The organism is Acinetobacter sp. NIPH 817, from assembly GCF_000368405.1.
Classification (GTDB): Bacteria; Pseudomonadota; Gammaproteobacteria; order Pseudomonadales; family Moraxellaceae; genus Acinetobacter.
Map to the genome: position 1 here is coordinate 409142 of NZ_KB849419.1, position 21345 is coordinate 430486.

17 protein-coding genes are annotated in these 21345 nt (G+C 39.8%); 5 read left to right on the forward strand and 12 right to left on the reverse strand.

The features are described from left to right. Positions 1-91 precede the first annotated feature (91 nt). The 8 genes from F968_RS03285 to hutC all read right to left on the reverse strand — a co-directional run bounded on the left by F968_RS03285 (position 92) and on the right by hutC (position 10715). Positions 92-1918 carry a DUF885 domain-containing protein gene (locus tag F968_RS03285; RefSeq protein WP_004790158.1) on the reverse strand — a complete coding sequence of 609 codons (1827 nt, stop codon included), beginning with the start codon at positions 1916-1918 and terminating at the stop codon, positions 92-94. 252 nt (positions 1919-2170) lie between these two features. Continuing rightward, positions 2171-3091, reverse strand: coding sequence for a formimidoylglutamase (gene hutG, locus F968_RS03290; RefSeq protein WP_004790160.1), 921 nt, complete (start codon positions 3089-3091; stop codon positions 2171-2173). Continuing rightward, complete coding sequence (hutI, locus tag F968_RS03295) at positions 3088-4308, reverse strand: imidazolonepropionase (RefSeq protein ID WP_004790161.1); 1221 nt, start codon at positions 4306-4308, stop codon at positions 3088-3090. Before hutI ends, hutG begins: the two co-directional genes overlap by 4 nt. Before the next feature lie 51 nt (positions 4309-4359). After that, positions 4360-5772: an amino acid permease gene (locus tag F968_RS03300; RefSeq protein ID WP_004790163.1), complete on the reverse strand. Its 1413-nt coding sequence runs from the start codon at positions 5770-5772 to the stop codon at positions 4360-4362. A 64-nt stretch (positions 5773-5836) separates the two neighbouring features. Further along, on the reverse strand, positions 5837-7375 hold the full coding sequence (gene hutH, locus F968_RS03305; protein ID WP_004790166.1) for a histidine ammonia-lyase: 1539 nt from the start codon (positions 7373-7375) through the stop codon (positions 5837-5839). A gap of 87 nt (positions 7376-7462) precedes the next feature. Then, the gene (hutU, locus tag F968_RS03310; protein WP_081399456.1) at positions 7463-9130 is read right to left on the reverse strand and encodes a urocanate hydratase; all 1668 of its coding nucleotides are present in this window, start codon (positions 9128-9130) and stop codon (positions 7463-7465) included. Between the two features lie 260 nt (positions 9131-9390). Continuing rightward, positions 9391-9966: a HutD/Ves family protein gene (locus F968_RS03315; RefSeq protein WP_004790169.1), complete on the reverse strand. Its 576-nt coding sequence runs from the start codon at positions 9964-9966 to the stop codon at positions 9391-9393. Continuing rightward, positions 9963-10715: a histidine utilization repressor gene (gene hutC, locus F968_RS03320; RefSeq protein ID WP_004790171.1), complete on the reverse strand. Its 753-nt coding sequence runs from the start codon at positions 10713-10715 to the stop codon at positions 9963-9965. The genes F968_RS03315 and hutC overlap by 4 nt, the downstream gene beginning before the upstream one ends. A gap of 353 nt (positions 10716-11068) precedes the next feature. Here hutC and F968_RS03325 point away from each other — a divergent pair, with 353 nt between their 5' ends. Continuing rightward, positions 11069-12181, forward strand: a complete 1113-nt coding sequence (locus F968_RS03325; protein ID WP_004790172.1) for an acyltransferase family protein — start codon at positions 11069-11071, stop codon at positions 12179-12181. Positions 12182-12213: 32 nt separating this feature from the next. On the opposite strand, the gene zigA is transcribed toward F968_RS03325, so the two are convergent. From zigA to F968_RS03340, 3 genes are all read right to left on the reverse strand, one after another. Then, the gene (gene zigA / locus F968_RS03330) at positions 12214-13479 is read right to left on the reverse strand and encodes a zinc metallochaperone GTPase ZigA (RefSeq protein WP_081399457.1); all 1266 of its coding nucleotides are present in this window, start codon (positions 13477-13479) and stop codon (positions 12214-12216) included. A gap of 148 nt (positions 13480-13627) precedes the next feature. Next, positions 13628-14305: a D-Ala-D-Ala carboxypeptidase ZrlA gene (locus F968_RS03335; RefSeq protein WP_004790177.1), complete on the reverse strand. Its 678-nt coding sequence runs from the start codon at positions 14303-14305 to the stop codon at positions 13628-13630. 165 nt (positions 14306-14470) lie between these two features. Next, positions 14471-15859: an amino acid permease gene (locus tag F968_RS03340; RefSeq protein WP_004790179.1), complete on the reverse strand. Its 1389-nt coding sequence runs from the start codon at positions 15857-15859 to the stop codon at positions 14471-14473. Between the two features lie 357 nt (positions 15860-16216). Between F968_RS03340 and fahA the strand changes: the two genes are divergently transcribed. From fahA to F968_RS03360, 4 genes are all read left to right on the forward strand, one after another. Beyond that, a complete protein-coding gene (gene fahA / locus F968_RS03345; protein ID WP_004790181.1) occupies positions 16217-17524 on the forward strand; it encodes a fumarylacetoacetase in 1308 nt (435 codons plus the stop codon). Further along, positions 17511-18143 (forward strand): maleylacetoacetate isomerase, encoded by a 633-nt coding sequence (maiA, locus tag F968_RS03350; RefSeq protein WP_004790182.1) that lies wholly within the window; start codon positions 17511-17513, stop codon positions 18141-18143. The genes fahA and maiA overlap by 14 nt, the downstream gene beginning before the upstream one ends. Positions 18144-18160: 17 nt before the next feature. Beyond that, on the forward strand, positions 18161-18709 hold the full coding sequence (locus F968_RS03355; protein WP_004790185.1) for a VOC family protein: 549 nt from the start codon (positions 18161-18163) through the stop codon (positions 18707-18709). 296 nt (positions 18710-19005) lie between these two features. Then, positions 19006-19785 (forward strand): IclR family transcriptional regulator, encoded by a 780-nt coding sequence (locus tag F968_RS03360; RefSeq protein ID WP_004790187.1) that lies wholly within the window; start codon positions 19006-19008, stop codon positions 19783-19785. A 70-nt stretch (positions 19786-19855) separates the two neighbouring features. On the opposite strand, the gene hppD is transcribed toward F968_RS03360, so the two are convergent. Next, on the reverse strand, positions 19856-20911 hold the full coding sequence (hppD, locus tag F968_RS03365) for a 4-hydroxyphenylpyruvate dioxygenase (RefSeq protein ID WP_004790189.1): 1056 nt from the start codon (positions 20909-20911) through the stop codon (positions 19856-19858). Positions 20912-21345 lie beyond the last annotated feature (434 nt).

Genomic DNA, 21345 nt, shown 5'->3' on the forward strand with positions numbered 1-21345 from the left:
TTCGAAAATATATTTTTTATTATTATATTATGTTTTCTATCGGTTTTTAAATCAGGCCCAACGAGGACCTGACCTAAATTTCGAATTTATTTTAAGCTGCCGCTTTTTGTTCCTTAATCCAATTTTTAATACGTGCATCCAGAATATTTAATGGCAATGTTCCTGCATTTAAGATCATGTCATGGAACGCTTTGATATCAAAGCGGTCTCCAAGCTCATGTTTTGCTAACTCCCGTAGCTCTAAAATTTTGAGTTGCCCCATCTTATAAGCCAATGCTTGGGCAGGAATAGCAATATAGCGATCTGCCTCTGCCTGAATATCAGGTTCATCTAAAGCTGAGTGTTCACGCATAAAATCAATCATTTGCTGACGGGTCCACTTTTTATAATGCACGCCCGTATCAACCACTAACCGACAAGCACGGAACAACTCGCTCGAGAGTCGTCCATAATCTGAAAGCGGGTCTTTATAGAAACCAACATCTTTACCCAATTGCTCTGCGTAAAGTGCCCATCCTTCAATGTAGGCGGTGTGGTTGGGTTGCTTTCGAAACATCGGCAAATTTGGTAGGTTTTGGGCAATATCAATCTGCATATGGTGCCCGGGAATTGCCTCATGGTAAGCGGTCGCTTCCATTGATATTTTTGAACGTTCAGAGAAGTCGCCAGTATTTACATACACCTGTCCGGGACGTGAACCATCAGGCGTGCCTTGGTGATACTCCGCACCTGCCGCTTCTTTTTCTCGATATTGCTCTACAGGCAAAACTTCGACTTTATTTTTGGGTAATAAACCAAATAGCTTCGGTAATTCTGGTTGCATTTGGGCAATATATCCGCGATAAATCTCTAAAATTTCTTCACGAGATTTGGGGAAAACCGTAGGGTTTGTTTTTAAGGATTGTTGGAAACTTTTTAAGTCGTTGAAACCTTGTGCTTTGGCAATTTTCAGCATTTCCGCTTCTATACGAGCAACTTCTTTTAACCCAAGCTGATGAATATTTTCAGGGCTTTCAGAGGTTGTCGTATTATCTTCTACATAAAAACGATAGAGCTCGTCACCGTTTGGCAAGCTCCAGATACCCACGTGTTGTCGTCCATAGGGTAAGTAATCTTTCTGAATAAACGTGCCGAGTTTTTGATAAGCAGGGCGAACATTCTGATCTATGGCCTGTAGTATTTCACGGCTTAAACGCTCTTGTTCTGCTTTCGAAATGTTTTTTGGAAATTGCTTTAATGGCGAAGCAAACACACTGTCTTTCCCTGCTGGAGTTGCAATGCTATCAATCTGCTTTGCCACTTTTTCAAGTAAATATTTCGGTGGTATCAAACCATCTTTTTGTCCTTGTTTTGCTAACTCAATCCCTTGATCAAGAATAAGAGGGATTTGTTTTAAACGAGCAATATAGTCTTGATATTGTTTAGCATTATTAAATGGAATCGAACTAATGAATCCCGGAAATTGTAAATGCAGTCCCCACATTTGATTGAAAGGCATCTCATAGAGTTTCAAATCATAACTTTTAAGAGTCTCTTTCAACTGATAAATCATTAAGTCTTTATTTAATTGATCAGTTGCTGAAAATCCTGTGCTATCAATTGCTTCAAGACGTTTTAAAAAATTTTGAGTCGTTTTTTTATCTTTCTCGATCTGATTTTTTGAAACCTCGGTCCAACGATTGTTATAGCGTAAATCGCCTAATGTCGTTGCAGTTTCAGGATTATTTTTCAAAGTGTATTCCCACTGTTCTTGTAAAAGCTGGTTTAAAGCTTTCACCCGAACAGAGACATCACTGTTTTGTTTAGATTGTGATTTTTCGATGGTATTTGTATTTATTTCGGGGCTTGCAGCATCAGAAGAATGAGACATCCAAAATAAAACACTGATACAAGCAAAATGTAAGGTTCTGTTTTTCATTTAATTATCCAGAAATATTTAACGAAGTTTAAAATATAGACAAAACAAATTACGTGCCAAGCAGCCTATAAAATGGTGTAAAAATCGAGTATTTTTTAACTCAATGATTTTATAAATTAATTTTCTTTTTAATTAAATTATTTATAGTTGCTATCTTTATTCCGAATCTGACTTTAATTTACCAAAAAGTCAAAAAAAGAGCACATGAGCGATCTCAGTGCACTTTTTTATTTCTACATTAAAAATTGTTTCTCAAGAAAACAAATATTGATAAACAATATACGCAGCCAGTTTTGCTGTTCTATTGTCTAAATCAAATTTTGGATTGCACTCGGCAATATCTAAAAGTTTGATTTTTCCAGTCTCTTGAATATGCTTAAAAATTGCTTCAAAAGTGGCTAAATCAATTCCTTTTACAGCTGGTGCACTGACTCCGGGTGCAACCGCAGCTGCGAAGACATCTAAATCAATCGTAACGTACAAATAGTCTACTTTTTCAATAAAAGCATCAACTGCCGCGAGCACATTGTTTAGGTTAAAAATATTAACCTCATGATCACGTAAATATGAACAATTCAGCGCATCGGCTGTATCAAACAAAACTTTAGTATTGGCGTGGTTAGCGACCCCAATACATAAATAATTAAATTGTTTTTGATGCTGTTCTGAAAGTCGCGCTGCTTGTAAAAAAGGTGTTCCAGAGGTGGCATGCTCCGCTTCACGCAAATCGAAATGGGCATCGAAATTAATAATGCCTATTTTTTTATCTGGCGCGTGAGTTTGTACATATTGGAACAGACCGCTAAAGCTGCCAAACGCAACTTCATGTCCACCGCCCAATACAATCGGTTTTAAACCATTTTGTAGGCTAGTTGCGACTTGCTCAGCCAACTCGGTTTGGGCTTGCTCTAAATTGTCATATTCGCAGGTCACTGTACCCAAATCGACAATACTGACTGGACGATGAATAGGTAAATTGGCAAGCTGATTACGGATTGCATCTGGCGCATCGGCAGCACCGACTCGGCCTTTATTACGTTTCACGCCTTCATCAGAGCTAAAACCAATCAACGCAAATTCAGCATGTTGGGTTTTATTCATAATATGGTGAATACGTTGGTGTGCTTCACCCTCGCCATCATGGCGACCTTGCCATTTAAATGTGTGATTCATGTGACACCGTTTAAAAAAATAACTTCTTGTCCATGCTGAACGACTCGCTTCGGCAAATCTCCGCCCAGCCAGTAAACAATTTCAGATGGATGCTCAATATCCCAAGCCACAAAGTCAGCGACTTTACCCTGCTCCAAACTGCCGTGCGTTTGTTCTAAACCGAGCGCTTGTGCAGCATGAATGGTGACACCTGCTAATGCTTGCTCAGGCGTTAAACGGAATAACGTACTGCCCATATTCAGCATTAAACGTACAGAAAGTGCTGGAGATGTGCCCGGATTTAAATCACTCGACAACGCAATACGCACGCCATGTTTAATGAGGCTTTCAATCGGTGGATATTGTGTTTCACGTAATAGATAAAAGGCGCCCGGTAGTAACACAGCAACCGTACCCGACTCTGCCATTGCTTTGACATCATCTTCGGTCATGTACTCTAAATGGTCAGCCGACAAAGCATGATAACGTGCTGCCAAGCTTGAACCGCCGAGTGATGAAAGCTGTTCAGCATGAAGCTTAACAGGTAGACCCAATGATTGTGCTGTTTTAAAAACACGCTCAACCTGAGCAGGTGAAAATGCTAAATGCTCGCAGAATGCATCAACTGCATCGACTAAACCTTCAGCATGCAGTTTAGGCAGCATTTCCGTACAGATATGCTCAATATAAGCATCGCTTTGGTCTTTGTACTCTGGTGGTAAAGCATGTGCAGCTAAACATGTGCTTTTGACCGTCATTGGTAATTTTTCACCAATTTGACGGATCACACGCAGCATTTTGCGTTCATTTTCGTAATTGAGTCCGTAGCCAGACTTAATTTCGATAGTGGTTACACCATCTTGTTGCATACAGCGAATACGTTTAAGTGCTGAATTTAATAGTTGTTCTTCGCTGGCTTCTCGGGTTGCGCGTACTGTACTGGCAATACCGCCACCACTTGCTGCAATTTCAGCATAACTTACACCTTGCAAGCGTTTTTCAAACTCAACACTACGGTTGCCACCAAATACACTATGCGTATGACAGTCAATGAACCCTGGGGTTACCCAAGCGCCTTTTAAATCAACTGTTTCGGAATATGTGTCGGCAGGAAGTTGTTGTTGTTTTCCAATCCACTGAATGAGATGCCCTTCTGTGACAATTGCAGCATCTTCAATGTAGGAGTATTGCCCATTTTGCATGGTCGCAATGTGGCAATTCTGCCAAAGTTTTTTCATGAGCCTTTCCTCAAAACTGCCCAATAGTGAAACCATTGGGCAGTTCATTTGTTAGCTTTCTATCTCAACATTTTGCTGGATAGGATTACTTTCCTTTCCCAAGTTTTGCTGTGGTTTTACCCATATGCGATAAGCAATAGTTAAGAGTGCAAGCCATGCTATTCCGACATAAATTGCAGGACGTGAATCAGGGAAATAACCCATCATCACTAAAATAAACACCATGAAACCAATCGCGAACGCAGGTGCAACTGGCCAACCCCATACAGGGAAATCAAGTGCTTTAATTTCAGCAGTAGATAATTTACGGCGCATCGCAACTTGCGAAAGCAAAATCATGAGCCATACCCAAACCGTTGCAAAAGTGGCAATTGATGCAATGATCATGAATACATTTTCAGGAATTAGGTAGTTCAACACCACACCAATTAACAGCACACCAGCCATAACCACAACAGTCATCCAAGGCACACCATTACGCGATAACTTTTGGAAGATTCGAGGTGCTTGACCACGGTTTGCCATACCGTAAAGCATACGGCCAGCACCAAATACATCACTATTAATTGCTGAAATTGCAGCAGTCACCACAACAATATTTAGAATATTCGCGGCAGATTTAATGCCTAAATTTTCAAAAATTTGTACGAATGGGCTACCTTGGCTACCAATTTGATTCCATGGGAAAATCGACATCAAAACAAAAATGGTCAGTACATAGAAAAGTAAAATACGTACTGGAACAGCATTAATTGCTTTTGGCAAAGTGGTTTTAGGGTCTTGTGATTCGCCAGCAGTTAAACCGATAATTTCGATACCACCGAAAGCAAATACAACCACAGATAAACATGCAACTAAGCCTGCAATGCCATGCGGCATAAAGCCATCATAAATCCATAAGTTTTGAATACCCGGTACCACACTGCTATGGTCAGCGTGGAAGCCATAAAACATTAAGCCTATTCCACCTAAAATCATGGCAACAATGGCACTAACTTTAATGATGGAAAGCCAGAATTCGAGTTCACCAAAGACTTTAACGTGAATTAAGTTAATGGCACCCAAGAACATAATCAGAGATAAAATCCAGATCCACCGTGGTACATCGGGATACCAGAACCCCATATAAATACCAAAAGCGGTGACATCGGCAATCGCGACAATCACCATTTCAAAAACATACGTCCAACCCGTAGTAAAACCTGCCAGTGGACTGATGTATTGTGATGCATAGTGGCTAAATGAACCGGATACTGGGTTATGGACAGCCATTTCACCCAGTGCGCGCATAACGATATAAATTGCAATCCCTGCAACGATATACGCCAATAATACTGAAGGCCCCGCCATTTTAATGGCGGTAGCCGAACCATAGAAAAGCCCAGTTCCAATTGCTGAGCCCAATGCCAAGAAACGAATATGGCGGGTGTTCAATCCCCGCTGTAGTGTGGAGTTTTGTGACATTATAATCTCCAATCCTTGAGGAAATTTAGTTAGATTCGGCCACTCCATGTGACCGTTTTATCAATCACACTTCAGATAAACTAGGGAGTAGTTTTGGAATAAGTAACTCGTTTAAACAGCCACTCGAAAGTAATTCACTTGCTTGTTCAATATCAGGAGCAAAGAAACGGTCTTCACTGTAGTAAGGAACTTGATCGCGCAAGATTTTACGAGCTTGTTCAAGTTTAGGCGAGCTTTTTAAGCCTTCACGGAAGTCTAGACCCTGACAAGCGCCTAACCATTCGACAGCTAAAATGCCACGGACGTTATCAGCCATATACCAAAGACGTTTACCTGCATTCGGAGCCATTGATACGTGGTCTTCCTGATTCGCTGAAGTTGGCAAACTATCAACACTCGCCGGATGTGCAAGTGCTTTGTTATCACTCGCAAGAGCTGCTGCTGTCACTTGAGCAATCATGAAACCTGAGTTAACACCACCATTTGCAACCAAGAACGGTGGAAGCTGTGACATGTGACGGTCCATCATCATCGAAATACGACGTTCTGAAAGTGAACCAATTTCTGCGATTGCCAATGCTAAATTATCTGCCGCCATTGCTACAGGTTCTGCATGGAAGTTACCACCAGAAATCACATCACCTTGTTCTGCAAAAACAAGTGGGTTATCAGATACCGCATTTGCTTCAATTTCTAAAACTTCAGCAGCCTGACGGATTTGGGTTAGACATGCGCCCATCACCTGTGGTTGGCAACGTAAAGAATACGGATCTTGAACTTTGCTACAGTCTTCGTGTGAATGTGCAATTTCACTCGAATCCGTCAATAAGTCACGATAAGCCGCCGCCACATCAATTTGACCACGTTGGCCACGTACTTCATGAATACGGGCATCAAACGGTGAGCGTGAACCTAGCATTGCTTCAACACTTAAGCCACCACAAACTGTCGCAGCAGCAAATAAATCTTCAGCCTCAAACAAACCACGTAAAGCATAAGCGGTCGAAACTTGTGTACCATTTAGAAGTGCCAAGCCTTCTTTAGCAGCTAAAGAAATTGGCTCTAAACCTGCAATTTTTAAAGCTTCAACTGCTGGTAACCATTCACCTTTGTAGCGAGCTTTACTTTCACCAAGTAAAATCAAGGACATATGTGCAAGTGGTGCTAAGTCACCTGAAGCGCCTACTGAACCTTTAAGAGGAATGTGCGGATAAACTTCAGCATTAATTAAAGCCAACAAAGCATCAATCACTTTACGGCGAATACCTGAGAAGCCACGTGCCAAGCTATTTGCTTTCAATAGAATAATTAAACGAACCATTGCATCATCAAGTGCTTCACCTACACCTGCCGCATGCGAAAGAACTAACGAACGCTGTAATTGTTCTAAATCTTCAGGAGCAATCTTGGTTGAAGCAAGTAAACCAAAACCTGTGTTAATGCCGTAAGCTGTACGCCCTTCATTTACAATCTGTTCTACACAAGCCACGCTTGCGTTGATTGCAGCTGAAGCACTTTCATCTAATTTAACTTTAATCGGGTTGAGGTAAGCTTGACGTAAATCAGCTAAGGTTAATTTTCCCGGTTGGATCAGTAATTCCATGTTGGCTTCCTAATTTTTTGCACTATATTCTGCTGAGACAGTGCTTTTCACAATTGCAAAAAGCACCGCCAGTTCTTCCATGTATTTTTATTGCGTGATCATTGGCAAGTTTAAGCCTTGCTCTTTCGCACAGTTAATCGCAATTTCATAACCGGCATCGGCATGACGCATAACACCTGTTGCAGGGTCATTGGTCAGTACACGAGCAATACGTGCAGCAGCTTCATCTGTACCGTCACACACAATCACAACGCCAGAGTGTTGAGAGAAGCCCATACCTACACCGCCACCATGGTGTAGAGATACCCAAGTTGCGCCGCCTGCTGTATTTAACAATGCATTTAATAAAGGCCAGTCTGATACTGCGTCTGAGCCGTCTTGCATTGCTTCAGTTTCACGGTTTGGACTTGCAACCGAACCTGAGTCTAAGTGGTCACGACCAATCACAACTGGAGCTGATAATTCACCGCTACGAACCATTTCGTTAAATGCCAAACCAAGTTTTGCACGTAAGCCTAGACCAACCCAACAAATACGCGCTGGTAAGCCTTGGAAGCTAATGCGTTCACGTGCCATGTCTAACCAGTGATGTAAATGTTCATCATCAGGAATTAACTCTTTAACTTTGGCATCTGTTTTATAAATATCTTCTGGGTCACCAGAAAGCGCTGCCCAACGGAATGGACCAATACCACGGCAGAACAATGGACGGATATATGCAGGTACGAAACCAGGGAAATCAAAAGCGTTTTCTACGCCTTCTTCTTTCGCCATTTGACGGATGTTATTACCATAGTCAAATGTTGGAACACCCATTTTTTGGAAATCGAGCATCGCTTGTACGTGTTTTGCCATCGACTGTTTTGCAGCTTTTACAACAGCTTCTGGTTCAGTTTTCGCGCGCTCACGGTATTCATCCCAAGTCCAGCCTACTGGTAGGTAGCCATTGAGTGGATCGTGTGCACTTGTTTGGTCGGTTACCATGTCAGGACGTACACCACGGCGAACAAGCTCAGGTAAAATTTCTGCAGCATTGCCATGAAGTGCAATTGAAATGACCTTACCTTCTTTTGTATAACGATCAATACGCGCTAAAGCATCATCTAAATCAGTTGCTTGTTCATCTACATAACGGGTACGTAAACGGAAATCGATACTTGCTTGTTGGCATTCAATGTTTAAAGAACACGCACCAGCAAGTGTTGCAGCTAAAGGCTGAGCACCACCCATACCGCCTAAACCAGCAGTAAGAACCCAACGACCGTTTAAGTCACCGTTGTAATGTTGGCGGCCTGCTTCAACGAAAGTTTCGTAAGTACCTTGCACAATGCCTTGGCTACCGATGTAGATCCAAGAACCTGCTGTCATTTGACCGTACATTGCCAAAGCTTTTGCATCTAACTCGTTAAAGTGTTCCCAGTTTGCCCAGTGCGGTACAAGGTTTGAGTTTGCAATTAAAACGCGTGGTGCATCTTTATGAGTTTTAAATACACCAACTGGCTTGCCTGATTGAACTAATAAAGTTTCGTCAGTTTCAAGATTTTTTAGAGTATCTACAATTTTGTCGAAACATTCCCAGTTTCGTGCTGCACGGCCAATACCACCGTATACAACCAACTCTTTCGGGTTTTCTGCAACGTCCGGATCAAGGTTATTCATCAACATACGTAATGGAGCTTCAGTTAACCAACTTTTAGCCGTCAATTCAGTGCCGCGTGGCGCACGAATTTCTACATCACGAAATTTTGTTGTCATTGTTGTCACAGGCGGACTCCTTCCTTTGAGCTTACATCAGCAGAACATCACTTGTTTCTGCATTTGTATAGTAATGTATTAACTTGTATATACATCCATATACTACACAAATATTTTACGGCGTGAAGAGGGTTACTCATATTTTTTTAAAAAAATTGAATAAGCTTATGAATTAAATTAATTTATTTTTATATTAGGCATAAAAAAAGCACATATCTTTTAAATCGACATGTGCTTTTTAAGTCGTAAATAATGTCTTTTTATCGTTGAATTAACTCAATGACATAGCAACTTTTAAGATGTTTTTTTAGAAAACTGATTGATGTAACGCCAGCATTTCTCTCAATTTTTAGCGTCTCTTGAGTAGCAAGCTGAACGGAATGATCATCCACCTTTACTTGTGTTTCACCACCCTGATTAAAAATAAAAATCAGGTCTGCCGAGCTAATAAATACCTGCTCCACCACATCATTCAACCACTGAAAACGGGCATGAAACTTTGCAGGATCATAAATTAAATTTAAATCTCGAATTGCACCGTCTATCAGTTCACTTTGAACCTGACTCTCACCATGAAAAGCAAAAATATCGCCTTGGTTTAGCGTTTTGGCAGGAAGATCATCGACATGTAATACCATACCCTGTCCATCAAGAACGCTAATAATGCGTTGCTTATTGGGAAATAGCGAAAATGGACCAGAAGTGGTCACATCTGCCATCGAAATACGCCAATCGAAATCAGTTTCACCTTGGCTTCGAGCAATTTCTAAAGTAAAGCCAGCACCATTTTTCCAAAGCATTTTTGTATATTGATCTGCCCTGATCAACTCAATCATGGGTTAAATTTCCCTTCGAGATAATAGCGGCTACCCGGATAAATCAAACGTGCACTTGAAATCAATTGCTTGTTTGACCATGTACGGCGACGGATCAGTAAACATGGTTCAGCTTTAGTAATCTTCAACCATTTACACTCTTGCGGTGATGCTAAAACTGCCTCGACAATGTGCTCACCTTCTGAGACAGGTGCTTTTGCCATGAGGTAAGCATTTGGGGTAATGGTTTTAAAGTCTTGTTGTAAATAATCTGGAATGAGCGCTGCGTCGACTAAACGATCTTCGACCTGAACAGGTACATCATTTTCATAATGCACAATAATCGAGTGAAATAATCTTTGCCCTTCGCGAGTTTGCATTAACACGCTTTGCTCTGCATTTGCATAAATTTGTTCTAAGACTAAAACTTCAGCGTGGTGCTTATGGTTTCGTGCAATAATCTCATCGGCAATATTATTAATCTGAAAAAGTGCAGTTCGGCCTTGCCCTTCAGCTACGAACGAACCAACGCCCTGAATTCGAACGAGTAAACCCTCAGTCGTTAACTCACGTAGCGCACGGTTTACCGTCATACGGCTACAACCGAGTTGATTAACCAGTTCACTTTCCGAAGGAATTTTTTTATTTACAGCCCAAGTACCTTCATAAATTTTTTGTGAAATCAGCTGTTTTACGCGTTGATATAAAGGAACTGGACTATCAGCTTCAATCGAAAGCTCAGCATGTTCTTGTTTTGATGTTCTGGGCATAACAAATACTCAAAAAGGCGGCAGGCAAAAAGGTATTTTAGTTGACATGCTATGTATATACAACCACATACAACATGTTAATTTATGAATTAAATAGATTTTAAAAAGTTTAAAAAATAAACATAGCTCGATAAGAGCTAATTTAAAGTTTTATGTAGAGAAATTCAAATATATAAAGGCTTTATCAATATTTATTTAATAATTATTTCTGCTATGCCTTAGCTCAATTCAAGGATGTAAAAAGTATCGTCTTTTCTGGTTTACGAAATGCTGCTTAAAATTTTTATTTAAAATAACTGATCGATAGTATTCTTCTGCCACACAGTATATTAATAAAACTGGAAGCACATCGAATGCGTAATTATAAAATAGATATTCTTCGAGGAATGTCTATCCTTTTGGTTCTTTTACATCATTTTAATATTCCCTATAAACTTAAAGATACATGGTTAGGTTTTGATTTCTTAGGTGAAGCATTTAGCACAGTCATCGCAAGAAACGGAAATTTTGGCGTCACCATGTTTTTTGTAATTTCGGGTTTTTTAATTACCCATCACACCTTAAAAAGAGACAAACAATTTTCCGCAATTAACCTCAAACATTTTTATATCCGACGGGCAGCCCGTATTTTACCGTGTCTGGTTTTACTCATTTTAGGTGTAAGCATACTCGGTTCGTTTGACTTAAAACCCTTTATGAACCAAGCACCAAATGGTATTGAGGTTTCCTATCCCCTAACAATTTTTGCAGCTTTAACCTTCTGGATGAATATCCTGATTATTAAATTCGGTTGGGTAAACTATGCTTTAGGCGTGTTGTGGTCGCTCTCTGTAGAAGAAGTTTTTTACTTTGTTTTTCCATTATTGTGCCTGCTCACGCGTAGTAATAAGCTCTTTATTGCTGTACTGATTGGAGTAATTTTATATGGGCCTTATTTTAGATCTCTACATTTTGGAGAAGAAAGCGGCGCCTATTTATATCATTATTTTTCGAGTTTTGATGGTATAGCGATTGGCTGTTTAACTGCCATTTTTTCTCATACATATCGACCAGACTGGACTTATAAAAAACCTCTTTCGTGGTTGATTATTTTGGGCATGGTCGCTCTTTATTTATATGCACCAATTAAAGAAGTGAGTACATGGGGTATCAGCTTATTTGCTTTTGCCACAGGCTTACTCATTTTGTGTTTTCAGCATCCTTCCGAAACGCAAGCACAGAGTCTATTTACAAAAATCATGGTCTGGTTAGGGCAAAGAAGTTATGAAACTTATTTGTTTCATCTGGTTGTGCTGGGCCTTATGAAGGTTGCTTTTGTTCCGGCTCAAACCGACGCTAGCATCAAAATTATGCTTTTAATTGGCTATTTGGTTCTAACCTTTATTATCAGCGCAGCAATTGAGAAATATTATTCCACACCGCTTAACAGCTACATTCGAAAGATTTTCATTAAAGACAAATCATAAAAAAAGCCCCTTTAAAATAGGGGCTTTTTTAATTAAGCAATCAACATGGTTTCATCTTCTTGTTTAAAAGGATTAGGCCAGTTCTGCCAAGCTTGTGGTCCTAAAGCCATTTCTTTATCACTTAATAAACAACGGTCTAAGCGCTCTATTAAAGCTTGCTCATCCATTTGCATACCAATTAAAACCAGCTCCTGACGCGCATCACCTGTTTGAGCGTCCCAAACCTTTTTAATTTGTTCGATGCTGTCTAAGTCACTCGGCCAGTCTTCTTCTGCAACGGCGGCCCACCAATAACCTGCTAAGCCATGCCGTGCCATCGCACCCGCTTGTGACCATGAATAAGCCAATGTCGGTTCAGCAGCCAACCAGAAAAAGCCTTTAGAACGGACGACACCTGGCCATTCAGCTTGTACAAGATCATAAAAACGCTCGGGATGGAAAGGTCGGCGTGCGCGGTAAACAAAGCTACTAATGCCATACTCTTCAGTCTCTGGCGTATGCTCACCACGTAATTCTTTTAACCAGCCTGGCGCTTGTGCAGCTTCATCAAAATCGAATAGCTGTGTATTTAAAATTTTATCTAAAGCGATCTTTCCAAATTGAGCAATTTCAATTCGAGCACGCGGGTTTAGAGTTTTTAAAATCGCGATGAGTTGGTCTTGCTGAGACTGCTCAATCAGGTCAATTTTATTCAGCATAATCACATCACAAAACTCGATCTGATCAATAAGAAGGTCGACCACGGTTCGCTCATCTTCTTCACCTAGCGACTCGCCACGTTCTTGCAGGGAGTCGATTGAACCGTAATCTTTAAGAAAGTTAAAAGCATCGACTACTGTGACCATGGTGTCGAGTCGAGCAAATTCATTGAGAGAGTTTCCATCTTCATCTTCAAAAGTAAAAGTTTCTGCAACAGGCAGGGGTTCAGAAATGCCAGTTGACTCAATCACCAATTGATCAAAGCGTCCTTCATCGGCTAAACGTTTAACCTCAACCAATAAATCTTCTCGTAACGTGCAACAAATACAGCCATTACTCATTTCCACCAGCTTTTCATCTGTTCTTGAAAGCTCCGCCCCACCTTCGCGTACTAATGCCGCGTCAATATTCACCTCAGACATATCATTAACAATCACGGCAATACGGCGGCCTTCACGATTATTTAAAATATGGTTGAGTAATGTGGTCTTTCCTGCACCCAAAAAGCCAGATAAAACAGTGACAGGAAGCTTGGCAAATGAGTTGGCGATTGCAGTGCGCATGGCTTGATCTCTTTGAATAATATTTAAACTGATCATGGCTGACCATTTAAATATGGCCAGATCACAGGCGTAATCTATTTCTAAACCACAATAATGTTATGTTATAACATAACTATTGATCAAGTTTTTATTCCAGTTTTATTTAAGCCCATTCACTTAGTCTTTGAAAAAATTGCTTTTATAATTACTGACAAATCGAGGTTCTATAGTGATGGTCAGGTCCCCATGAACGGAATCCTTGGCTATCAATATGGATTTGTCCCGAAGCATAAACACCCAGCCCCATATTAAGTGCTTGGCCCTTGGTTTCCCAGAACTGACAAAGTTTAGTTTTGGTTTGTTGAATATTGAACTGGTCTAAATCGGTAGGCTGTTCTGGTCCAATTCGAAAATCAAGCGCTGCATTAAAGACATGTCGAGAAGCATCTGCGCCACCCGCACAGCGATTTAAAGATAAAGCTCGATAGGCCGAGGTCACTTCAAAATCGTTAATTACACCATCGTCAACTAATGCTTTTAAAATGCTAAGCGTCGGAACGATATTGGACCAAATCTCTCTTGGTGGCACCGCATAGGGTTCAACTCCACATTTTTGCCAATCGCGAGCCGAGCGTAATAACTCATAGTCTGGAACTAAATTGGCAAGCCCTTTTTGCTTAAGAAATTGCTTATAGGCTTGTACAGACTGTCCGTGATCTGCGGTTGCGATCCAAGCCACATAATCTTCAGGTTGCTGCTTTATTCTGACCACTGTTTTAGAAGGCTGAGGCAAAGAGTGAAAATGCTTAGAATCTGTTGGCTTGGGTGTTTGAGTACTACACGCTGTAAGAGATAATAAAATTAAACCTAAATAACGTTTCATAAATATGCTCTATCTTCGCCAAAAATGGGAAAACTGCTCATCATTAAATTGAGCAAATGTTATATTATAACAATAATAAAGTCCTTTAATTTCTGTAGTTAAATTTTAAAAATAAAAAAGGACGTATGAGATACGTCCTTTTGGTAAATACAACTTACGCTGTTATTAAATATCGGCTTCTACAGCAGTTAAAGACTGCTCAGCTTTTAGTTTGCGGCGTTTAAATTGATAAGCCACCATCAAACACAATATCCAGCCAGGAATCATCATGACCGCAACACGCATATCTGGTGTTAAAGACATCACAATTAAAATGCCCAACATAAACACGATGCACAAATAGTTGCTAAATGGATACATGAAGCTTGGGAACTTCGTTGTTTGCCCTTGGCGTTGCATGTATTTGCGGAATTTTAAATGCGTCCATGAAATTACAACCCAGTTAATCACAATGGCTGCTACAACCAACATCATGAGTAAACCAAATGCTTTTTCAGGGAAAATATAATTTAACAGTACACATAAAATAGTCACAGCAGCAGAAAGGATCACTGCATTGGTTGGAATACCACGTTTATTAATGTGTGCAAATACTTTTGGTGCATTTCCTTGTTGTGCAAGGCCCAATAACATACGGCTACTGCAATAACTTGTGCCGTTATAAACTGAAACCGCTGCTGTCAAAATCACAAAGTTTAATAACGTTGCAATTCCTTGGCTATCTAAAGAAGCAAATACCATCACAAACGGGCTACCGCCTTCAGCCATTTGATTCCATGGAAATAGCGAGAATAAAACAAAAAGTGTCGCAATATAGAAAATCAAAATACGGTAAATAATTTGATTCACAGCTTTAGGTAAAGTTTTATCAGGGTCACGTGCTTCAGCCGCAGTAATACCGAAAAGCTCAATACCACCGAAAGCAAAAATAATGACCGCCATTGCCATGACTAAGCCTTCAACACCAAATGGGAAGAAACCACCAAGTGCCCAAAGATTCGAAATGCTTGCTTGTGGACCTGCCGTGCCTGTTGCAAGCAAATATGAACCAAAACCAATCATTGCAAGAATCGCCAAGATTTTGACAATAGAAAACCAAAATTCCATTTCGCCAAAAAACTTAACATGCAGCAAATTAATGCCATTAATTAAGACAAAGAAGGTTAAAGCAGATGCCCACGTTGGGATTTGCGGCCACCAATATTGAATGTAAAGACCAATTGCGCTTAGTTCTGCCATACAGACGAGCACATTGAGTACCCAATAGTTCCATCCTGACATGAACCCTGCAAATGGTCCCCAATATTTGTAGGCAAAATGACTAAAAGAACCACTGACTGGCTCTTCAACCACCATTTCACCAAGCTGACGCATCATTAAAAAAGCAATAAATCCTGCAATGGCATAACCGAGGATGACCGATGGACCTGCTAATTTAATCGATTGTGATATACCAAGAAAAAGCCCTGTGCCAATCGCCCCACCCAATGCAATAAGCTGGATGTGCCGATTACTCAAACCATGTTTCAGGTTTCCTTGCTCTTGTGCTGACATATGATTATTCTCATCCGTGTCACGTAATTTTTTTCCAATAAATTACGTATATCATAAATTGATCAAACTTTCATAGATATTCATGAAAAAATAATTGCGTGACTTTTCTCATGACCGCGAATGAAAACAGAAAATACAAGAAATGACAATTATTATGAAATGTGTAATTAAATTATGTATTGCGTAATTTGGTGGATTCAGTATTATAGAGACATGAAGCAATTGGTTGTACTCGGTCTATATCAAACTCATAAGACAAAAGATGATCTAAACAAAGGTTAAAAACTTATTGAGTAGCTCAGTCCTAGACCGAACTTTTATTTGTAGAAGACCCGAGATAAAGACAAGGACGCGAAAATGGAACAAAAACTAAACTCTTTTATTGAAGTTTCACCTCAATCAGATTTCACTATTCATAATTTGCCTTATGGTATTTTTAGCAAAACAGCTGATGGCGAGCGTCAGGTTGGTGTAGCTATTGGTGATTGGGTGATTGATCTCGCTGCTCTTGAAAAGCACGGTCTTTTAAAACTCTCAGAACAAGACACATACTTTAACCAGCCTACACTGAATAAATTTATCGAGTCTGGCAAAGCCAACTGGTCAAAAGTCCGTAAGACACTACAGTCTCTTCTTTCAGTTGAAAATTTAACACTTCAAGAAAATGAAGCATTACGCCAAGAAGTTTTAGTTAAGCAAGACAGCGTTACTTTGCATTTACCTCTTCAGGTGTCTGGTTATACCGATTTCTATTCTTCTAAAGAACATGCGACCAATGTGGGTTGTATGTTCCGCGATCCAAAAAATGCCTTACTTCCAAACTGGAGTGAATTACCAGTTGGTTATAACGGTCGTGCTAGCTCTGTTGTAGTTAGTGGCACTCAAATCGTTCGTCCATCTGGGCAAATTAAACTTCCAAATGAAGAGCGCCCAGTTTTTTCTGCAACGCGTAAACTCGATTTCGAACTTGAAACAGCATTTGTTATTGGTAAACCAACGGGGCTTGGCCAGCCAATCTCGATTGAAAATGCGTGGGACCATATTTTTGGAATGGTATTACTCAATGACTGGTCAGCACGCGACATCCAGCAATGGGAATATGTTCCACTTGGGCCATTTAATGCGAAAACTTTTGCAAGTTCGATTTCACCTTGGGTGGTAACGCTTGAAGCACTTGAGCCATTTAAAGTTGAAGGCCCGAAACAAGAACCAAAACCACTGGCTTATTTACAAGAAAGTGTTGCCAATAGTTACGACATTAATTTGAGTGTTGAAATTCAAACCCCGAAATCTGCACAAGCTGATGTGATTTGCAAAACCAATTTTAAATATATGTATTGGTCTATGTCTCAGCAGCTCACTCACCACACCATTGCTGGTTGTAACGTTCAAGTTGGCGATTTAATGGGTTCAGGTACGATTTCAGGTTCTACACCAGACTCTTATGGCAGCTTGCTTGAGCTGACTTGGAACACCACCAAGCCTTTAACACTTGCTAATGGCGAAACTCGTGGTTTCTTGCAAGACGGCGATACACTCATTATGAAAGGCCACTGTGAGAAAAATGGTATTCGCATTGGCTTTGGTGAAGTTCGAAATACTGTGCTTCCTGCATTAACGTTCGACTTTGCAGAAACTTCGGAGCCAGACTATGAAGCTGTATAGTTACTTTCGTAGCTCTGCAGCTTACAGAGTACGGATTGGTCTAAACATTAAAGGTTTAGCTTATGAGACTGTTCCAGTTCATCTGGTAAAAAATGAACAGCAAAGCGAAGACTATTTAAAGTTAAACCGTAGTGCTCTGGTTCCGACATTAATTGACGGCGATTTAACCTTGTCTCAATCGTTAAGTATTTTGGAATATCTGGATGAGCAATATCCAGAAACCAAACTACTTCCAAGTGATGTGCAAGAGAGAGCCAAAATTCGTGCTTTTTCCCAAGCAATCGCTTGCGATATTCACCCGTTAAACAACTTACGCGTACTGAAATATTTAAAAAATGATTTAAACGTTTCAGACGAACAAAAAAATTATTGGTATCAGCACTGGATTATTGAAGGCTTTCAAAATCTCGAACAGCTACTTCAAGATTCAAACGGACAATTTTGCTTTGGAAACGAAGCAACAATTGCCGATTGCTGTCTGATTCCACAGGTTTACAACGCGAAACGCTTCAAGATTGATTTATCAGCGTTTCCAAAAATTGAATCGATTTATCACCATTGTTTGTCTATCCCAGCCTTCTATAACGCGGCGCCAGAACAACAACCAGATTGGGAATAGTAAAAAGGAGTTTTAATATGACATTTGCCATTAAAAAAATACATCACGTTGCATATCGCTGTAAGGATGCGAAAGAAACTGTTGAGTGGTATAAAAAAATGCTCAACATGGACTTCATTTTAGCTTTTGCTGAAGACCATGTACCTTCAACTAAAGCCTTTGACCCATATATGCATTTATTCTTAGATGCAGGTCAAGGCAACGTTTTGGCTTTCTTTGAATTACCAACTCAACCAGACATGGGCCGAGACGAAAATACGCCGCAATGGGTACAACATATTGCTTTTGAAGTTGAAGACTTAAATGCTTTGATGGCTGCGAAGCAACATTTAGAAGAAAATGGCGTGAAAGTTTTGGGCGTAACCAACCATGGCATTTTCCACTCAATTTATTTCTTCGATCCAAATGGCCATCGTTTAGAACTGACTTATAACGATGTACATGCTGAAGAAAAAATTGCAAAAATTACTGAAGAAATGAAAGCTGAAATGCTAGAGGAATGGAGCAAAACCAAACGTGCTCCACACCACACTCATTTCTTACATGAAGCAGAGTTAGGAACCTAATTTAAAAAGAGCAAAGTAAAAAGTCGGCATTGGTTAGAATTGTTTGAATGAACGGTTCTGTATCAATGCCGATTTATATTATTTAAAACTGCTAAATTTTTTAGAAAATCGCGCTATAAATAAGAGTATCGGGATTTTAGAAAATTGTTGATTATTAAACATGCCAATTTCGCTAATAGAAAAAGGTGATTTCTATTTCTCACTAGGCTCAGGCATGATGTAAATCGCAGCAATTTCAATTTATGTTTTGAACATCGCTGTTTAACAGCTGAAGTAACTTTATTAAGGGTATTTAAATGATTGAAGAAAAAGTATCTGGGGGGGTTCAATCACTTGAAGTCGGTTTATCTGTACTAAACGCCCTTTTAGAGCACAATCAACCTATTATTCTCAAAGACCTATCGAGCAAGCTAGAAATGCATCCTGCCAAGGTACACCGCTATCTGGTCAGCCTTATTCGCATGGAATATGCAAAACAACTTGATGATGGGCAATATGCCCTAGGTGATCAGGCATGGCGCTTAGGTCTCAACTGTGTTCAGCATAGCGATACACTACAGCTGGTACAGCATTTAATTTACGACCTACAAAACAAAATTGGTTGCGGCATACAAATTAGTAAATGGTCACCTAAAGGCCCTGTAGTTGTTCAATCGATTGAATCAAACCATCCTATTTCGATTGTCACTAAAGTCGGCTCGATTATGCCTTTAGTCAATTCTGCTGCGGGACGTTTGTTTGCTTCTTATCTTCCAGAGCATTTTGTTCGCCCCTTAATGGAAACAGAATGGCAAAAGCATCAAGAGCTTGGTCTAAACATCGCACCACAAAACTGGGAAGCGTTTACAGAGCTTAAAGAAACCATTCGCCAACAAGAAATGTCAGCAGCGAAAGGTGACTTACTGACAGGAATTAATGCGGTGGGTTTACCTGTGTTTAACTCAAACCAGAGCATTGAGTTTTGTATTGTTGCACTGGATAGCGAAATGTTTTTACCAGTCGACCCTTACAGTAAAACGATTGAAATCTTGAAAAATGAAGTGAAGCTCATCAATCAATATATTAAAAGCCGCTAATCAACACCAATAAAAAAACCAAGAGATCAAACTCTTGGTTTTTTTAAATCAGGAATAAAGCTCAGCTTATTTATTTAGTTTCTAAAACACCACGGCGAATCTGGTCACGTTCAATCGACTCAAATAACGCCTTGAAGTTACCTTCGCCAAAGCCATCATCATCTTTACGTTGAATAAATTCGAAGAAGACTGGGCCAATCATGTTTTCAGAGAAGATCTGCAATAACAGCTTTTTCTGGCCATCTTTAGTGTTGCCATCTAGCAAAATACCACGCTGTTTTAACTCTTCAGTTGGCTCACCATGCTCAGGTAAACGTTCTGGTAGCATTTCATAATACGTATTTGGCGGCGGTGTCATAAATTTCAGACCGAGACCTTTTAACTTATCCCAAGTCGAAATTAAGTCATCACAAATAAACGCGATATGTTGAATACCTTCGCCATTAAAGTCAGATAGGAACTCTGCAATTTGACCGTTTCCTTTGTCCGAATCTTCGTTTAATGGAATACGGATCTTGCCGTCTGGCGCTGTTAATGCTTTAGACGTTAAGCCCGTATATTCGCCCTTAATATCAAAGTAGCGAATTTCTTGGAAGTTAAAGATTTTTTCATAGAAGTTTGCCCAATACTCCATACGGCCTTTGTAGACATTATGAGTTAAATGGTCAATTTCGTTTAGGCCTGCACCCACTGGGTGTCTTTGAGCATCATCAAAGAAAGTAAAGTCGTTTTCATAAATATCGCGGTCAACTAAAAAGATCGGCATGCCACCAATACCTTTAATTGCCGGAATGTTGAGCTCCATTGGCCCAACTTTTGAATACATTGGTTCAGCACCAAGCTCTACTGCTTTTTGGAAAGCTTTTGCTGCATCACGTGTTTTGAAACCCATCGCACAAGCAGATGGACCATGTTCATTAAAGAAGAATGAAGCATAAGATTCTGGCTGATAATTCAGGATAATATTGATATTTCCTTGACGCCATAAGTACGCTTCTTTCGATTTATGCTTGGCTACTTTTGAAAAGCCGATTGTTTCAAAAACTGGATCTAATTCATTTTCTTTTGAAACAAACTCAATAAATGCAAAACCGCATAATTCTAATGGGTTCTCTAAAATATCCATCTAGTTTCCCTCTGGTGATTACCTGTTCCGTTTATCTCTATTGCTGATGAACTCAGCTCCTTTCTCTATAGAATACGTAATCATTGGGTGAGTATTTGAACCGTCAAAATGCCTTAACCCAACGCATCCTATGAGAAAAAAACGAGTCGCTAAAACGAAGATATGATGGGTGTAAAGCCTTTGATGATTAATTTCCGTTCCATGTGGTGTTTATTTTCCATACACACTGTCCTTTGTTATCTAAAAGTACGATTGAGATTTTTCAATAAACCTTTAAAAATCGTCTTTTCCTAAAAATCATTTATAGATTTATGGAGACCAACATCCTTGTTGGATCTCCAATGGCCATTTACCTTGAATTAGATGCTACTAAAAACAATTAAATTATGCAATACATAACTTAATTATGAATTACATAATTTTAGTAATCTTGA

What these genes read in the sequence shown, in the direction of transcription:
- F968_RS03315 (WP_004790169.1), bottom strand. Translation starts at nt 9,966, where the DNA reads ATGATTGAGTTGATCAGGGCAGATCAATATACAAAAATGCTTTGGAAA.
- hutH (WP_004790166.1), bottom strand. Translation starts at nt 7,375, where the DNA reads ATGGAATTACTGATCCAACCGGGAAAATTAACCTTAGCTGATTTACGT.
- hppD (WP_004790189.1), bottom strand. Translation starts at nt 20,911, where the DNA reads ATGGATATTTTAGAGAACCCATTAGAATTATGCGGTTTTGCATTTATT.
- hutU (WP_081399456.1), bottom strand. Translation starts at nt 9,130, where the DNA reads ATGACAACAAAATTTCGTGATGTAGAAATTCGTGCGCCACGCGGCACT.
- F968_RS03285 (WP_004790158.1), bottom strand. Translation starts at nt 1,918, where the DNA reads ATGAAAAACAGAACCTTACATTTTGCTTGTATCAGTGTTTTATTTTGG.
- fahA (WP_004790181.1), top strand. Translation starts at nt 16,217, where the DNA reads ATGGAACAAAAACTAAACTCTTTTATTGAAGTTTCACCTCAATCAGAT.
- hutC (WP_004790171.1), bottom strand. Translation starts at nt 10,715, where the DNA reads ATGCCCAGAACATCAAAACAAGAACATGCTGAGCTTTCGATTGAAGCT.
- F968_RS03355 (WP_004790185.1), top strand. Translation starts at nt 18,161, where the DNA reads ATGACATTTGCCATTAAAAAAATACATCACGTTGCATATCGCTGTAAG.
- F968_RS03340 (WP_004790179.1), bottom strand. Translation starts at nt 15,859, where the DNA reads ATGTCAGCACAAGAGCAAGGAAACCTGAAACATGGTTTGAGTAATCGG.
- F968_RS03335 (WP_004790177.1), bottom strand. Translation starts at nt 14,305, where the DNA reads ATGAAACGTTATTTAGGTTTAATTTTATTATCTCTTACAGCGTGTAGT.
- zigA (WP_081399457.1), bottom strand. Translation starts at nt 13,479, where the DNA reads ATGATCAGTTTAAATATTATTCAAAGAGATCAAGCCATGCGCACTGCA.
- F968_RS03360 (WP_004790187.1), top strand. Translation starts at nt 19,006, where the DNA reads ATGATTGAAGAAAAAGTATCTGGGGGGGTTCAATCACTTGAAGTCGGT.
- F968_RS03325 (WP_004790172.1), top strand. Translation starts at nt 11,069, where the DNA reads ATGCGTAATTATAAAATAGATATTCTTCGAGGAATGTCTATCCTTTTG.
- F968_RS03300 (WP_004790163.1), bottom strand. Translation starts at nt 5,772, where the DNA reads ATGTCACAAAACTCCACACTACAGCGGGGATTGAACACCCGCCATATT.
- maiA (WP_004790182.1), top strand. Translation starts at nt 17,511, where the DNA reads ATGAAGCTGTATAGTTACTTTCGTAGCTCTGCAGCTTACAGAGTACGG.
- hutI (WP_004790161.1), bottom strand. Translation starts at nt 4,308, where the DNA reads ATGAAAAAACTTTGGCAGAATTGCCACATTGCGACCATGCAAAATGGG.
- hutG (WP_004790160.1), bottom strand. Translation starts at nt 3,091, where the DNA reads ATGAATCACACATTTAAATGGCAAGGTCGCCATGATGGCGAGGGTGAA.